Below are 15,209 nucleotides of genomic sequence, written 5' to 3' on the forward strand. Positions count from 1 at the left end.
GGTCTCCTTCAGGGACTGGATTCAGAACGTGGCGCTGAGCTTGCGCGTGACGTCGGCCAGGGACTGGTCGTCGCCCACATTGCCGGCAAACACTATGTACGGGATGCCCTTGGCCGGCCCGTCCACCGGTTCCCACAGGGACACGATGCCCGGCAGCATGGGGCCGCGCACAATGGCATGGCGGATTTGAAGCCCGTGCGCCGCCACGTCCGAGGACGTGATGCCGCCCTTGGCGATGACGAAGCGCGGGGGCGTGGCCTGCAGCGTGCGGTTGACCACCTCGACGACGGCGGCCGAGACGGTGCGCGCAATCTGCAGGCTCGCCGCGGGGTCGTCGGCCGTGATGAGCAGGCGGCTGGTGTGCACGATGACGTCGCCCGTCGCCAGGGCGGCCACAACGTCCCGGACGACGGCGGCGACGTGGGTGCCGCCGCCGTCGGCCAGCAGCCTTTCCACATCGATCTCAACGGTGCATGCCGCACGGTGGGCATCCGTCAGGGCCTTGAGCTGGCGGGTGGTGACGCCGACGTGGGAGCCGACCACGATCAGCCCGCCGCGTGCGGAGCCGGGGGCGCCGCCGGCAGGGAAGATCTCGGCAGTGGACAGGGGTTCGCGTATTTCCTGGCCGATCCGGGCGCGCACGAACGGCGGGCCCACGCGGTACACCAGCGACTTGCCGCGGCGTTCGGATTCCTCCAGGCCCAGGGCCAGGACGCGCAGGTCGTTTTCGGTGACGGCGTCCACCACGATGGGTGTGGCGCCGGTGGCGGCGTCCAGGGCATCGGCGATCGCGGTGGCGCCTGCTTCCGGGGTGCCGCGCCGGATCAGCGTGAGGTCCACGGTGGTGACGCGGGAGGCGGGGATGCGGCCGCCGGATTTCTCCTCCACATAGTCCGCCAGGGCGGAATGGGTGAAGCCGAAGGTGGCGTCCCGGGCGAATTCGGTCTCGGCCACCGGGACCAGTGTCCCCGCCTGGCCGCGGGTGTAGTGGACGCCCCCCACCGTGATGCGGCCGGCGTCGGGGAACGCCGGGACAATGACCACCCCGTCCACCTCGCCGCCGCCTTCCGCGGCGAGGGTTTCGGCAATCGTGTCCGGTTCCAGGGGGAAGTGCCCGCGAAGGGTGGAATCGCTGCGGCTGGTGAATCCCACGGACACTCCGGCCGTGCGGGCTGCGGCCAGCGCATTGACCACGACCTGCCGGTTCCGCTCGCGGGCCTCGGCGGGGTCCAGGCTGCGGGTGTTGGTCAGGACGTAGACGGCTTTGGCGGCGGCGCCGTCGATCAGGTGCCTGAACACCCAGTCAAAGTCCGCCACGTCCCAGCGCGTCAGCACCGGCAGCCCGGCCACGGACTGTGTTCCGGTGGGGTCGTCGTCGAGCACGATCAGCACCCGGTTGGACGCGGCGGCCCCGGCAGCCACCAGGCCGGCCGGGACGCTGACCTCGGCGGGGTACGCGCCCAGCAGCTCGGATTCAAGGACCATTTCTTCACACCTCTTTGTGGTCTGCGTTTTGTAAGATGTCTGACATCTAACATTCGAGTGTTATTGTGGCACGGGGCACAGCGGATGTGCAAGCGGGCCCCGGCGGCAGTGGTGCCGGACCTTAAACTAAAGCCTGAAGGACCCGGGGAAGGGGATGGCATGGCGCGCAAGTCGCTGACCGAGGTGGTGGCGGATGATTTGCTGGACCGGATTGTGGCCGGTGAATTCCCGCCCGGCTCGCTGGTGCCGGGCGAGCTGGAACTGGGTGCGCAGCACGAGGTGAGCCGGATGACCGTGCGGGAGGCAATGAAGACGCTCGAGGCCCAGCGCATTCTCCGGGTGGAACGGGGCCGGGGGACGTTCGTCAACCCCCTGGGCACCTGGGGGTCATTGCATGCCGTGCTCCGGGCCGTCTCCGAAGGCAGGGATGACGCCGCCGTGGCCATCCAGCTCATCGAACTGCGGCGCATGCTGGAGACGGGCGCCTGTGAACTGGCGGCCACCCGCATCTCCGGGGACGACCTCAAACGGCTGGCCGGCGAGCTGGAACGGATGCGGACGGCCCACGCGGCCAACGACGTGCCCGCCTTTGTGGAATCGGACCTGGCCTTTCACGACATCATCCTGCACGCCTCGGGCAACATCTTCGTGTCGGTGCTTTTCGAGCCGCTGCACCGCATCCTGGAAAACCGCCGTGCTGAAACGTCGCGGGTCCCGGAGATCCAGGCAAACGCGATTGCCATGCACGCGGCCATCCTCGCGGCGCTTACCGCGGGCCGGCCGGAACCGGCCCGCGTGGCCATGGACAATCACATGGTGCAGACCTTGGATGATCTGAAGGGCTATGTCCTGCAGGCACCTAAATCGTGATGTTCTGCGCACCCACCACCTTGGCGATGAACAGGTGGAATTCCTGCATCCAGGTGCGCAGGAACTCCTCCGTGGACGGTTCCGAGACGTTGCCGTCGCTGTCGATGAGCCCCTCGGTGAAGTGGATGTAGCACTCCGGGTTGGCCAGCTCGGGTGAGTTGACGAAGGAGAGGATGCTGCGCAGGTGCTGCTGGGCCACGGCCGTGCTGATCAGGCCCGGCGAGGTGCCGGTCACGGCGGAGGGCTTCTTCGCGAAGGAATTGGTGCCCCAGGGCCGCGAACCCCAGTCGATGGCGTTCTTGAGCACGCCGGGCACACTGCGGTTGTATTCCGGTGTCACAAAGATCAGGGCGTCGACGGCAGCCACCGCTTCCTTGAACGCTCGCCCGGCCGGGGGATAGTCGGCGTCGTAGTCGCGGTTGTACAAGGGGAGGTCGCCGATGGGGATCTCCACCAGTTCAAGCTCGGGCGGTGCAAGCTTGAGCAGGGCACGTGCCAGCTTGCGGTTTATGGACTCCGAGGCCAGGCTGCCGACAAAAACTCCCACTTTGTAGCTCATGTTGGTACTCCTTCGAGGCTTGACTGAAGCTGCCGGTCCCACCCTAAGCCTGCGATGGCTGCGGCGTCCACGGTCCGCCGCCCGGTCCGCGGCGTGTAGCGGGAGCTGTGCCGGGGCGTACCACGCCGGGTGCCCGGCCCCGCCACCATCCCGCCTTTCGCTGGCGCTGGGAGCGCGCTGGTGGTGGACTGGGAACATGGCTGGAAGCGTGCACAAGGGCAGGTCCGCAGGTGCCGGGCGCCCGGACGGTGTGGGCCCGGCCGGCGCGGCGCAACCCGTGCCCGGCACGGCGGCCCGTCCGTCGCCGTGGCTGTCGCTGCCCTGGGTGGCCATCCTGTTCATCACCGGCGCGTTCCACCTGTACCGCGGGGTGCCCGTCGACGCAGCGATCTTCCTCGCCGCAGGGGTTGCCCTGGCGGTCGACACATCCATGCGGCACTCCAGGATCACCCGGCACGGCCGGCACACCCCGCACGGCCGGCAGCACCCGGCGGGGGAGCCCGCAGTACGGCTGCTGCCGCGATGGTTCTGGCCAGCGGTGGCCGCTGCCGTCGGGGCGCTGTCACTGGCCGTGGTGGTCCTAGCCCCGGAAAACAGCACGGGCATACCCGCGGTTGTGGGGCTCGTCGGGGCCGCCATGCTTCTTGTGGCCTGGCCCGACCCGCCCCGGACCCCCGGGGCTGCGCCTGGAAATCCCGCGGCGCCCGGGCACCCCGCACCCCGGGTGAGGCGGGCCGCCTGCTGGTGGGGCGCCGTCGTACTTCTGCTGTGTGTGTGGGAAATGGGCACCTACTTCATCGACCGGTTTGCCCCGGCGGACACGGCCGTGTTTCCGCCCCTGACGGACCTGCTGCAACCGTTGTTCGACGGCGATTCCAGCCGCTGGTTCATGACCGGGCTGTGGCTGGTGGCGTGCGGCGCGCTGGTGCGGGTGGGGCGGCGGCCATGATTTACGTGCTGGTGGTGGCGGGGTACGCGCTGGTGCCGCTGGCGGGGATCACGCTGGTGGTGGTCTCGCGCGTGCGGCCGGCGGCGCTCGCCGGCCTGGGGGAGCTGCTGGGACGGGTGTTTGCGACACGGGCCGCGCGCATCACGCTGCTGCTGTTCGTGTGGTGGCTGGGCTGGCATTTCCTCGTGGGGGATTAGCCCGCAGCTGTGGCGGGTGGGACGATGGGGGCATGCAGGATTTTTGGCACTTCGTGGGCAACTTCTGGTGGCTGGCGTTCCCCCTGGCAGGCATCGTGGGCGGCTGGGGCCGGGCCGTGTCGAAGGCTTCCGACCGACGCCACGAGCGGCGCATGGAAATGTACAGGCTCAAACACCCCGAGGCCGCCGCGCTGCCACCGCTTCCGCAGGTCACGCTCGCCAAGGACCCGGAGGCCTTCACCGAGGCCGACGTCGCCAAGGTCATGGACGCCCACGACGCCGTCAACCGCCGCTGGCTCGACTACGAGCTCGATGTGGGCAAGCTGATCGACTTCCCCATGATGACCGACGTCCGCGAACCCCTCACCGTGGCGTTCCTGCGGGCCAAGCGCGACGCCGATGCGCTCCGCCCCGTGGCCGCGGCCGAGGTCACCGCCAAGACCCGGTGGGACGACTACCGCAACGCCGTCAACGCCTACGATGTGGCTTTCGACGTGGCGGAAAAGGAAGCCCGGCGCATCAAGGACACCGCGTACAGCGAGCCGGAGCGCCAACGCCTGGGCACGGCGCGCAAGCTCGTGAACCTTGCCGAGAATGAGGCTGCCAGCCCGGCCGAGCGGCAGTCGGCCTTTAAGCGGGCCCGCAAGGAACTGGACGGGATCATCGTGCTGCCGGACGTGACGCTGGCGGCGCTCGAACAAAAAGTGGCCCGCATGATCAACCGCTCCAACTGACTCCCCGGCGGTATGCTGAAGCAACTTTCTAAGGACGGGCCATGGCACGCACAATCGTAATCACCGGGGCAAGCGACGGCATTGGTGCGGCCGCCGCGAAGATGCTGGCGTATCCAGGGGACCAGCTGGTGGTGGTGGGCCGGTCGCCGCACAAGACGAAGGCCATTGCCGACGAGCTGGAGGCGGACAGCTTCATCACGGACTTCACCGATTTGGGCCAGGTGCGGGAACTGGCGGCCGGGCTGGCAGAAAAGTACCCGCGCATCGACGTGCTGGCCAACAACGCCGGGGGCATCATGGCCGGCCGCGAGGTGACCAAGGACGGACACGAGAAGACGTTCCAGGTCAACCACCTGGCCCCCTTCCTGCTGACCACGCTGCTGGTCGAGCAGCTTGTCGCGAGCAGGGCCACCGTCATCAACACCTCCAGCATGGCCAACCGGTTCATGGCGAAGTTTGACATCAACGACCTTGACGCGGCGAAAAAATACTCGGCGAACGCCGCCTACGGCAACGCCAAACTGGCCAACATCCTCTTCACCCGTGAACTGCAGCGCCGCTACGGCGACCATGGCATTTCCGCCGCGGCCTTCCACCCAGGCGTGGTGGCGAGCGGATTCTCGGCGGAATCGAACGGTGTGGTCAAGCTGGCGTATGGCAGCCTGGCCCGGCGCTTCATGCTCTCGCCCGCGCAGGGAGCGGACACGCTGGTCTGGCTGGCCACCTCCGTCCCGGGCGAGGACTGGACGCCCGGCGAGTTCTTCTCCCGGCGCAAGGTGGCCCGGGCCAACCCGCTGGCCTACCGCGCGGACCTGGCCCTGGGCCTGTGGGAGCAAAGCGCTGCGATGGTGGCCGGCTGACCGCCGCGCTGTCCCGGAAGCTGGGCTGGCGGCAACAGCTCAGCCGGGCAGAACGCCGTCGTAGATCCCGTCCGCGAGCTGGCGCACCAGCCACGGGCTGAACACGAACGGCACGGCCTCCACCGCCTCCGCCACATCCCCGACGTCCGCCCACGACCAGTCGCACACCTCATCGCGATTGGGTGAGAGCCCGCCGTCGCCTGTGTAGACGGCGGTAAAGACGGGGCAGATCTCGTTTTCCACAATGCCCGAGGCATCCACGGCCCGGTAGCGGAAGTGCGGCAGGGCCAGGCGGATGTCGGTGACCTCAAGGTTGAGTTCGACGCCGGCCCGCCGCCGCACAGCGTCCTCCAGCGTTTCGCCAGGGGCCGGGTGCCCGCAAAACGAGTTCGTCCAGACCCCGGGCCAGGTCAGCTTCGAGAGCGCCCGGCGGGTGAGCAGGGTCCGCCCGGTGCCGTCCATCAGGTGGCAGGAGAAGGCCAAGTGCAGCGGGGTGTTGTCGCCGTGCACCAGCGACTTGTCCGCCGTGCCGATCTCGGAGCCGTCGTCGTCCAGCAGCCGGACCAGTTCAAGGGGTGGAGACATGGCAGGGCGTCCTTTCCGACGGTGTCCCACCAGCTTATGGCTTGCCGGCGGGGTGGGGCACCCTGCACGCCGGTCCGGGGCGGCTGCTTTCAGCGACGATGTCCCCCGGGACCGATTTCAAAATTCGGCGGTGCAGATAAAGCGTGCTGTGGGGCCGCCAACCCGCATTTGCTGAACCATCGAATTCCCCTGTGGCCGCAGAGGCCACCGGCCACCCCGTGCCGGCAACGATTCCGGTCCGAACCCTCAACAAACCGGATAGGCACGGACAGGCATTAAGGCTTCACGGCGTCGTGCGGCACAACTTCGTGGAGCTCGAAGCCGCCGGACTTCAGCTTCCAGTAGTGCAGCCGCAGCGCAGCGGCCGTGCCCTGCTCCACGTACAGCCGCCAGCACACATCCTCCCCGCGCATGCGGGCCGGTGCATGGGCGCCCTCGTTTTCGCGCAGGACATGCGGCTTCCGGTTGCGCAGCGGCCCCTCGCGGTTGGCCACCAGGTCCACCACCGCCCGCAGGGCCTTGGTCCGCTGCGGCGCCGGCAATGCCGCAAGCGACTCCAAAAAGTAGGGTCCCACGGAGTACGCGCCCAGCGGCTCACGGTCCTTGTCCACGGCGGGAACCGTCCGCGCCCATTCGGTGTAGAGGTCAAAGCGGAACTGCTCCACGGGTTCGCCGAACAGGTCCGGCGGCTCGGGTTCCGACTTGGAGGAGGCCGACCTCCGCAACTTCTTCGCCCCCACCAGCTGGGTCTTCGTCTTGGCCAGCTCGGCTTTCAGGGACTCGAGCTGCCGGATGACGTCGCTGCGGAGCCGGGCCTCGTGGTCGGCCCGGCGGCGTTCGTCGTCATAGCGGTCCTGCCACATCCTGGCGAGCTTGTCCGTCGCGCCCCTCTTCGTGGCATCCGCAGAGAGCTCGGCGATGGTGTGCCGTGCGGCCTCCAGCTCCATCTGTGTCGATTTCAGGGCCGTGCGCCGCTCCGAGGCCGTAAGTGCGGGCCCCTTCCCGGGAGGGCCGACGCCGGCCGCCGGGCGTGCGTGCCCGTCTCCCGTTTCGCCGGCCCCGCCGGGTGCCCCGGCATGCGTTCCGGCGGCCGCGGCAGCGCCGGGAGGGGCAAAAATACTGGTGTACGGCCGGTCCGGGTCGAGCCAGGGCGGCCCGCCCGCAACGAGGGATGGGGCCGGGACGTGGGGGTCGTCGTCGTCCACGTCCAGCATGGACAGCACCACGGCGCCGTTTTCGTAGAGCACCCGGACGCGCACCACTTCCCCTTCGGTGAGCAGGTCCTCCGCGGCGTCGAGCTCGTTGGAGGAGATCCGGGCGATGCCGATCCGGAAGTCGGCGTCGGGCCACAGGGTCACCACGGCGTGCCCGGCGTAGGCCGCCTTGACCCGGGCCAGGGCAACGTCGCCGGGGCGGTACACCGTGACGGGAGAGGCCGGCCGCTGCAGCAGGGCGTGGATGTCCAGCGTGCGGGCCTCCGCATCGAGGAACCCGGTGACCTGCTGGCCCCGCGTGAGCAGCCAGTCCAACGGCACGCCGGGCAGCAGGTCCTCGGCACGGATGGTGACCTGCCGGCCCGTGGTGACCAGCCTGACCAGCGCGCGGCTGTTGTCTTCGCCGGTGAACCCGCCCACCGTGCCGGTGGCCGTGGTTGGTGCGGGTTTCGGAGGCGGGGGTGCCGCGGATTGGGTGCGCCGGGCGCCCGTACGGACGTCCGCGGCCAGGGCCTCCATCAGCCGTGACAAGTTGGTGAGGCGGTGGACCAGCCGCGGTTCAGGCGTTGCTTCCGGCCAGTCGGGCCCCGCCGGGTAGGCCCGTGCACCGGAACCGTAAATCTCCAGGCCCGGGGGCAGTCCGTCCTGCAGCCGGCGCGTTTCACTGCCGTTTTCCAACTCGAACACGTCAGCCTCGCCGTCCAGGAGTGCTGCCAGGGCGGCGGCGTTGATCCGGTGGCTGCCGGTGCCGGCTGTGAAACTGACGACGACGGCGGGCCTGGTCCGTGTTGGACTGGCCAGCAGTTCGGCCACGGCGGCGCCGGGCAGGTGGTGGACGGGTGCGCGGCTGGCGGGTGTTTCGGGGACGGTGGCCGGGCCATGCCTGCGCTGCTTTTTCCGTGCAGGCATGTCGCCTCCCTTCGCCGCAGTCCACCGGCCTCGCCGCCGTGTCAGCCACATTACCGTGGTGCGGCTCCGTGGCAGCGGTGGGGCGCGTTGCCGCGGTGACCGTGATCCCTGCCAGGACCTTAAACGACCCTTCCCGGCGTGCCGAACGGCGGGGCCGGCGGCAGGGGAGGCCTGGGCGCATCCGGATGGGGCGGGTCCAGAGGGTCCGGCGGGAACGGCGGGGGAGGGGGCTCGGCAGGGTCCGGTGGCCGGGTGGGGTCCGGCGGCCGGGTGGGGTCCGGGGGCTGCGTCGGGTCAGGTGGCATCGTCGGGTCGGGTGGCATGGGAGGCACCCAGGGCCCGGGTTCGCCTGGCCTGGACGGTTCGGGGTCCGGAATCGATGAAGTGCTGTTCTGGTCCATGACTACAGGTCCTTCCTGACGGGAGGCTGCCGCATCAGAGCCCGTTATCAGGTGCGTCGGCAACCTTGATTCATTCACCCTACGCGGCTGCCATGCCGGGCGTAACCCCGGTGGCGCCGGGTGCAGCCCCGGTGTTCGGCACCGTCCGTTCCGTTCGGGTTTCCGGGCGCCGTTCGTGCGGTGCCATGGGTACTTGTGCATGGGGAGTCCTGCATGGGGAGCGGGCCCCATCGACGCCGGCGGACGGGCCGCGATAGTTTTTTAGCAACGGCTCCACCGACGCACGGGGAGCTGAACCGAAGAACACTGAAAGAAGAGGAAGTGCATTGTGGCTGGTTTGATTGGTAACAACCCGGAGGACATGGCGGACCTGGCGGGCAAGCTGGGGCATGCGGTGGACCAGATCCAGCAGCTGACCAGTTCGCTGGATGGCAAGGCGAATTCCGTGCAGTGGCAGGGTCCGGATGCTGACCGTTTCAAGCACACGGACTGGCCGACGTACAAGACGCAGCTGACCAAGGTGGCCCACAGCCTGCAGGAAGTGCAGCAGAATGTGAACAAGCAGCGCCAGCAGCAGATCCAGACCTCCGCACACTGATACGAGCGGTGGTGTGCAGGCCCGGTGCATCCCGCACCGGGCCTGATGCCTGCCCGGCCTCCGCCGGGTTGCTTCGCGGTGCGGGCCGGCCAGGGCGGGTGCTACGGCTCGTCCGGATCGGTCCCCGCGTCCCGGGCCGGCTGCGCGGCGTTCCCACCCGCCATGCCGATGGCGTCGCAAATTACCCGTGACAGCCTTTGGACGCCGACCGCGATCGTCTCGGCCGGTATGGCGCTGAAGGCCAGGCGCAGCTGGTTCGACCGCTGGGGGACCGGCAAGAAGGCGGCGCCGTGGAAGAAGGCAACATTGTCATCGAGGGCCCGGTGGACGAGGGCATGGGTGTCGATTGACTTGGGCAGGGTAAGCCAGATGAAGAAGCCCCCTTCGGGCTTGGTCCAGGTGACCTCCGCCGGCATGCACCTATCCAGGGCGGCAAGCATGGCATCCCGCCGCAGCTGGTAGGTGGCGACGGCGGCCGCGAGGTGGGCCTGCCAGTCGAAGTCGCGCAGATAGGCTGAGACCAGCATCTGGTTGAGCGCGGGCGGGCACAAGGTGCTGGATCCGCCAAGGATCAGGAACTTCTGCACCAGTGGCGGGGGTAGCAGGGCCCACCCTATTCTGAGCCCTGGAGAGAAAATCTTCGAGAACGAACCAAGATAGATGACACCCCTCCGGTTCGTCGCGCGGAGCGCCGGCAGCCTTTCCCCGCCAAAGCGGAGCAAGCCGTAAGGGTTGTCTTCCACGACGAATATGTTGGCTGCCCGGCAGATCTGCGCAACGCGGTCACGCCGTCGGGCGGCCAGGGTAATGCCCGTCGGGTTGTTGAAGTTGGGAATGATGTAGAGAAATTTGATGCGTTTGCCGGCGTCCTGCAAGGCGCGGATACGCAGTTCGAGTTCCTCCGGGATCAGCCCGTCGCCATCGGTCCTGACCGGTTGGACATCAGTCTGGTAACCGGAAAAGGTGCCGAGCGCCCCCATGTAGGTCGCCTCGTCCGTCAAGATGGTGTCTCCGGGGTTGCACAGAATTTTGGTGATGGTGTCGAGTGCGGACTGGGAACCGATGGTGACAGCGACGTTGTCGGGAGAAGCATCAATGATTCCTTCCATGGCCATGAGCGCGCAGATCTGGGTCCGCAGTTCTTCGGTCCCTTGCCCTGCACCATATTGCAGTGCGCTCTGCCCTGTTTGGGCAATGATGGCTTGGGCGGACTTCCCCAAAGCTGTCAGGGGCAAGGAAGTGAGATCCGGATTGCCGCCGGCAAGGGAGATCACGCCGGGCCGGGCGGCTGCCGCAAATATTTCCGCAACGTCCGTGGACAGAGTGCCGGTGGCGCAGTCGGCCAGGAAACTTGTGTGGCCCATCGCCGCGCCGGCATATGTCGCTGTGCCCACGACCGGGGATGACATCATGGCCCCCCTTACCGTGTGCCGGCCGGTTCGAGGGCGCCCTGGCAGAGGCTGTTGGCGACCTCGGTGAGCATGGCCAGCCCGGCCACGATGTCTTCATCCGTGGTGTATTCGTGCTCGTTGTGGGAGATCCCTTCGACGCTGGGAACAAAGAGCATCACGGTGGGCACCAGGTCCTTCATGTTCGTTGAGTCGTGGCCGGCGACGGTCATGACGGACTTGTTGGACAGGCCCAAGTCCGCGGCGACCTTGGCCGCGAGTTCCACGCCTTCGCGCGGGTAAGGGGTCACGGGCCAGGAATGCGCATGGTGTTGTTCAACGGAAACGTTCGCCAGGGACTCGATCTCCGCAATGCGCCGGTGCAGCAGCGTGTCGGCTTCGGCCAGGACGGACTCGTCGGCGCTGCGCAGGTCCAGCAGCAGGTTCACGCGGGAGGGCACCACCACGGGCGAGTTCGGGTAGACGTTCAGCTGTCCCACGGAGGTGTGCAGCACGCCGGGGAAGCGGTTGGCCAGCTCGCGGGCCGCCACGACCAGCATGGACGCCCCGAGCAGTGCATCCTTGCGGTCCTCGATCACCGTGGAGCCGGTGTGCGCCTGCTCGCCATGGACCACGAACTCGTATTTGTTCGCGGCCCAGTTGGAGGACACCAGCCCAATCGTGACGCCGTCACGCTCCATGCTGCGGCCCTGCTCGATGTGGATCTCGGCGCAACAGGCGGCCTCCGGGCCGGCAAAGTCGCCGCGGCAGCCAATCGCGTCCAGGGCCTCGCGGACGGAAATCCCGGCGGCGTCCGTCGTCGAAAGTGCCGTGTCAAGCTCCAGCTTGCCCGTATAGACTGACGAGCCCATCATGGAGGGCTTGAAGCGGGAACCTTCCTCATTGAACCAATTGACGACGGCGATGTTGTACTTGGGTGCCACCGCACCGGCATCGCTCCACCCGGCCTTGAGGCGGAACGCGGCGTGCGCCGCGGCAAGGACGCCATACGCGCCGTCATAGCGGCCGGCGGTCGGCTGGGAGTCCATGTGCGAGCCCACCACGACGTACGGTGCGCCGGGCACGGCCTCGTGGAGCCCCCACTGGTTGCCGGCCCGGTCGAATTTGACCGTGAACCCGTGTTCCTGGAGCAATCCGGTGAGCCAGCGGCGCTGTTCGCCGTCGGCAGTGCTGGCGGCCTGGCGGTCCACGCCGCCATTCGCCGTCGCACCGAAAGTGCTCATGGTGCGGAAGTCCTCGACAAAGGCGGTGTCCTGGCCGGAGAAGCTTGTTTGTGAAGTCATGATTGTCCCTTGGGGTGGTGGTGGCAACGTTAGGGGAGGGCGGCAATTGCCGGCACGGGGCTGCGCGCCGGGAGGGTGTTGTGGCTGAACCGGCCGCCGACGGCGGTGGCCAGCACGCGCAATTCCCCGATGTCCCCTGCCGTGAGCGGGGAACCGGAAAGCACCGTGAAGTCCGCAAGCTTCCCGGCTGAAAGGGAACCCTTGACGGACTCCGTGCCGGTCGCCCGCGCGGCACCCGTCGTATACGCGGCCAGCGCCTGATGGGGCGTCAGCCGTTCGTCGGGGTTGCCGAATACTGCTCCGGAGGCGGTTTTCCTGTCAACGAAGGCCTGCATGCCGCGCAGGACATTTCCGTTGGCTACAGGACGGTCCGAGCTGCCGGCGAGGGTGACGCCCGCGGCCAGGAACGATGTCGCGCGGTAGGCCCAGGGCAGGCGCTCGGGTCCGAGGGAGTCGGTCATGCCGTCCCCGCCGTCGTGGAAGAAGCTGGCCTGGGGCGTGACCGCGATGCCGGCCGCCGCCATCCGTCCCAACTGGTCGGGTCGCGTCAGGGAAGCATGCTCGATGCGGTTCGGCATGGCGTGCCGGCCGTACTTGAGATCGCAGGTGCCGATGATGTCAATGGCCAGGTCCACGGCCCTGTCGCCAATGGCGTGGGCCGCGATGGACCAGCCCGCCGCGTACACGGACTCAATCTTCGCCTTCAGCTGCTCCGGACTTGCCTGGAAATATCCGACGTTTCCCGCGTTGTCCCTGTGACCATGGCTGCAGTACTCCGCGCTGACCGCGGCGGTCTCGCCCATCAGCGATCCGTCCAAAAATACCTTGGCGGGGCCCAGCGAGAGCATGCTGTCGCCGAAACCGCTGGCGATGCCCAGGTCGAGCCCCATCGGCAGGGACTGCCCCCCGTCGTCGGGATGCCCGTCCAGGCTGTGGAGCACGTCGAGGACCGGCATGACCTGCGCGCGGGCGTGCAGCCGGCCGGCGGCTGAGGCCCGCTGGTACGCCGCAAGTTCGGCGGGGCTGTGGCCAATCCAGCCGCCGCCCGCCCCTGCTTCCGTGAAACTGGTGATGCCTTCGAACGCGTAGTGGCGTGTCGCCCGGTCAAGGGCGGCTTCCATGTTCTCGATGGAGTACGGCAGGATCAGTGCCTGAATCAGGGTCTGGGCGGTTTCCTGGACCAGGCCCGTGGGCCAGCCGGAGGCGTCGCGGACTATGACGCCGCCGTCGGGATCACGGTACGAGGGCGCGTGCGCACCCGCCAGGCGGAGAGCGGCGGTGTTGACCACGGCCATGTGGCCGGAGTTGTGCCGCATGAACAAGGGCCGGTCTCCTGTGATGCGGTCCAGTTCCCGGATGTCCGGAAATGCCCCGGAGTGCTGCTGATGGCTAAAGCCGGTGGCCAGGAGCCAGTTTGCCGGGGCGTCCGGATCCGAGTGCGTGGATCCGGACGAGGCACCTTCCAACAGCGCATACAGTTCCGCAAGGCCATGGGCGCCGGACACATCGAGCTCGGCCAGCCCCAGGCCGAACCACATGGTGTGGCAGTGGGCGTCAATGAAGCCCGGGGTGACGGTGGCGCCCTCCAGGTCCAGGACCGTGGCGGCGTCCATGCCGGCAACGTCCTCGTCCAGGCCCACGACCATGCCCTGCCAGATGCCGAGGGAGCCGGCGAAGGGGCGTTCGCCGTCCATGGTGATGATGTTCGCGTTGCGCAACAGGAGATCGAGTTTCACGGGACTGCCTAGCGGTGTGAGGTGGTGACGGATTTGATGCGGGTGTAGTCCTCGAGCCCGAACACGGAGAGGTCCTTGCCGGTGCCGGAGTGCTTGAAGCCGCCGTGGGGGGCCTCGGCCGGGATCACCTGGTGGCAGTTGATCCAGACGGAGCCAAAGTCGAGCTCGTTGGAGACACGGGTGACCACCCCGTGGTTCTCCGACCAGACGCTGGAGGCCAGCGCGTACTTGGTGCCGTTCGCCAGGGCCACTGCCTCGTCCTCCGTGGTGAAGGGCTGCACGGTGACCACGGGGCCGAAGATTTCCTCGGACACCACCTCGTCACCTTGGACGACGCCGTCAATCACCGTGGGGGCGAAATGGTAGCCGGTGCCGGTGCGCTTGCCGCCGGCCAGGACCCGCGCGTTCCCCGGCAGCCGGGACATGAAGCCTTCGACGCGTTCCAGCTGCGCTGCACTGTTGAGCGGGCCGAGGTCGGCTCCGTCGCCGCCCACCGTGAGGGCGTCGGCGGCCGCGGCAAGGGCGGCGGCGAATTCCGCGTGGATGGGCTCGGCCACCAGCACGCGGGTGACGGCCGTGCAGTCCTGGCCGGCATTGAAGAACCCTGCCAGCGCGATCTCGGCTGCGGTGCGCTCAATGTCGACGTCGGCGAAGACGATGGCCGGGGCCTTCCCGCCAAGCTCCAGGTGGACGTCCTTGAGCGTAGCGGACGCGGCGGACATGACCTGGGCGCCGGCGCGGGTGGAGCCAGTGATGGAGACCATTTCGGGAATTTCGTGGTCCACCATGGCGGCGCCGGTGTCCCGGCCGCCACAAACGATGTTCACGACGCCGGGCGGGAACACTTCCTGCGCCAGCTCGCCCAGGATGAGCGTTGACCAGGGCGTGGTGTCCGCCGGCTTGAGGACCAGTGTGTTGCCGGCGGCCAGGGCGGGTGCGATCTTCCAGATGGCCATCATGAAAGGGTAGTTCCAGGGCGTGATCTGGGCGACCACACCGAGCGGCTCGCGCCGGATGGTGGACGTGAATCCCTGGACGTACTCGGTGGAGGCGGTGCCGGAGACCACGCGGCAGGCGCCGGCGAAGAACCGCAGCTGGTCGGCGCCGCGCAAAATCTCCAGTTCGCGGGTGGCGGCACGGGGTTTGCCGGTGCAGGCCACCTCGGCATCCACGAGCCGGTCCACGTTGGCCTCGATGAGGTCCGCGAAACGCAGGAGAAGCGCCTGTCGCCCGGCCGGCGTCGTGCGCCTGTAACTGGTGAAGGCGCGGGCTGCGGCCTGGAAGGCGAGGTCGACGGCGGCCGCGTCGCTGTCCGGTGCCGTGCCGATCTGTTCCCCCGTGGCGGGGTCAAAGAACGGCAGGGTTTCGGCAGCCTCCATGGCCTGGCCGTTGATGATGTTGCTCAGCGTGATCATGAGGG

14 protein-coding genes are annotated in these 15,209 nt (G+C 68.2%); 6 read left to right on the forward strand and 8 right to left on the reverse strand.

The genetic code is table 11. The features are described 5' to 3' along the window. Window positions 1-21 precede the first annotated feature (21 nt). The gene (locus MMF96_RS10660) at window positions 22-1,485 is read right to left on the reverse strand and encodes a four-carbon acid sugar kinase family protein (RefSeq protein WP_256883531.1); all 1,464 of its coding nucleotides are present in this window, start codon (window positions 1,483-1,485) and stop codon (window positions 22-24) included. Between the two features lie 159 nt (window positions 1,486-1,644). Here MMF96_RS10660 and MMF96_RS10665 point away from each other — a divergent pair, with 159 nt between their 5' ends. Then, window positions 1,645-2,355 (forward strand): FadR/GntR family transcriptional regulator, encoded by a 711-nt coding sequence (locus tag MMF96_RS10665; RefSeq protein ID WP_176616199.1) that lies wholly within the window; start codon window positions 1,645-1,647, stop codon window positions 2,353-2,355. Here the strand turns inward: MMF96_RS10665 and MMF96_RS10670 are convergent. Next, the gene (locus MMF96_RS10670) at window positions 2,345-2,914 is read right to left on the reverse strand and encodes an NADPH-dependent FMN reductase (protein WP_176616198.1); all 570 of its coding nucleotides are present in this window, start codon (window positions 2,912-2,914) and stop codon (window positions 2,345-2,347) included. The genes MMF96_RS10665 and MMF96_RS10670 overlap by 11 nt on opposite strands. A gap of 196 nt (window positions 2,915-3,110) precedes the next feature. On the opposite strand from MMF96_RS10670, the gene MMF96_RS10675 reads away from it, so the two are divergent. Genes MMF96_RS10675 through MMF96_RS10690 form a run of 4 tightly spaced genes read left to right on the forward strand, consistent with a single transcriptional unit; the run spans window position 3,111 to window position 5,654 of the window. Continuing rightward, complete coding sequence (locus MMF96_RS10675) at window positions 3,111-3,863, forward strand: hypothetical protein (protein ID WP_256883532.1); 753 nt, start codon at window positions 3,111-3,113, stop codon at window positions 3,861-3,863. Next, the gene (locus MMF96_RS10680; RefSeq protein ID WP_176616196.1) at window positions 3,860-4,060 is read left to right on the forward strand and encodes a DUF6186 family protein; all 201 of its coding nucleotides are present in this window, start codon (window positions 3,860-3,862) and stop codon (window positions 4,058-4,060) included. The genes MMF96_RS10675 and MMF96_RS10680 overlap by 4 nt, the downstream gene beginning before the upstream one ends. Before the next feature lie 32 nt (window positions 4,061-4,092). Next, on the forward strand, window positions 4,093-4,794 hold the full coding sequence (locus tag MMF96_RS10685; RefSeq protein WP_176616195.1) for a hypothetical protein: 702 nt from the start codon (window positions 4,093-4,095) through the stop codon (window positions 4,792-4,794). A 41-nt stretch (window positions 4,795-4,835) separates the two neighbouring features. After that, complete coding sequence (locus MMF96_RS10690) at window positions 4,836-5,654, forward strand: SDR family NAD(P)-dependent oxidoreductase (RefSeq protein ID WP_256883533.1); 819 nt, start codon at window positions 4,836-4,838, stop codon at window positions 5,652-5,654. A gap of 39 nt (window positions 5,655-5,693) precedes the next feature. On the opposite strand, the gene idi is transcribed toward MMF96_RS10690, so the two are convergent. Beyond that, the gene (gene idi / locus MMF96_RS10695) at window positions 5,694-6,239 is read right to left on the reverse strand and encodes an isopentenyl-diphosphate Delta-isomerase (protein ID WP_256883534.1); all 546 of its coding nucleotides are present in this window, start codon (window positions 6,237-6,239) and stop codon (window positions 5,694-5,696) included. A 275-nt stretch (window positions 6,240-6,514) separates the two neighbouring features. Further along, window positions 6,515-8,362: a hypothetical protein gene (locus MMF96_RS10700; RefSeq protein ID WP_256883535.1), complete on the reverse strand. Its 1,848-nt coding sequence runs from the start codon at window positions 8,360-8,362 to the stop codon at window positions 6,515-6,517. A 729-nt stretch (window positions 8,363-9,091) separates the two neighbouring features. On the opposite strand from MMF96_RS10700, the gene MMF96_RS10705 reads away from it, so the two are divergent. Then, window positions 9,092-9,361, forward strand: a complete 270-nt coding sequence (locus tag MMF96_RS10705) for a WXG100 family type VII secretion target (RefSeq protein ID WP_176615571.1) — start codon at window positions 9,092-9,094, stop codon at window positions 9,359-9,361. A 101-nt stretch (window positions 9,362-9,462) separates the two neighbouring features. Here the strand turns inward: MMF96_RS10705 and MMF96_RS10710 are convergent, their stop codons facing one another. The 4 genes from MMF96_RS10710 to MMF96_RS10725 form a co-directional block, all read right to left on the reverse strand. After that, the gene (locus MMF96_RS10710; RefSeq protein ID WP_256883536.1) at window positions 9,463-10,635 is read right to left on the reverse strand and encodes a PLP-dependent aminotransferase family protein; all 1,173 of its coding nucleotides are present in this window, start codon (window positions 10,633-10,635) and stop codon (window positions 9,463-9,465) included. Between the two features lie 146 nt (window positions 10,636-10,781). After that, on the reverse strand, window positions 10,782-12,053 hold the full coding sequence (locus MMF96_RS10715; protein ID WP_256883537.1) for a M20 family metallo-hydrolase: 1,272 nt from the start codon (window positions 12,051-12,053) through the stop codon (window positions 10,782-10,784). A gap of 29 nt (window positions 12,054-12,082) precedes the next feature. Beyond that, a complete protein-coding gene (locus MMF96_RS10720; RefSeq protein ID WP_256883538.1) occupies window positions 12,083-13,789 on the reverse strand; it encodes an amidohydrolase in 1,707 nt (568 codons plus the stop codon). 8 nt (window positions 13,790-13,797) lie between these two features. Further along, window positions 13,798-15,204, reverse strand: coding sequence for a gamma-aminobutyraldehyde dehydrogenase (locus tag MMF96_RS10725; protein WP_256883539.1), 1,407 nt, complete (start codon window positions 15,202-15,204; stop codon window positions 13,798-13,800). Window positions 15,205-15,209 lie beyond the last annotated feature (5 nt).

The organism is Arthrobacter sp. STN4, from assembly GCF_024539665.1.
Lineage (GTDB): Bacteria > Actinomycetota > Actinomycetes > Actinomycetales > Micrococcaceae > Specibacter.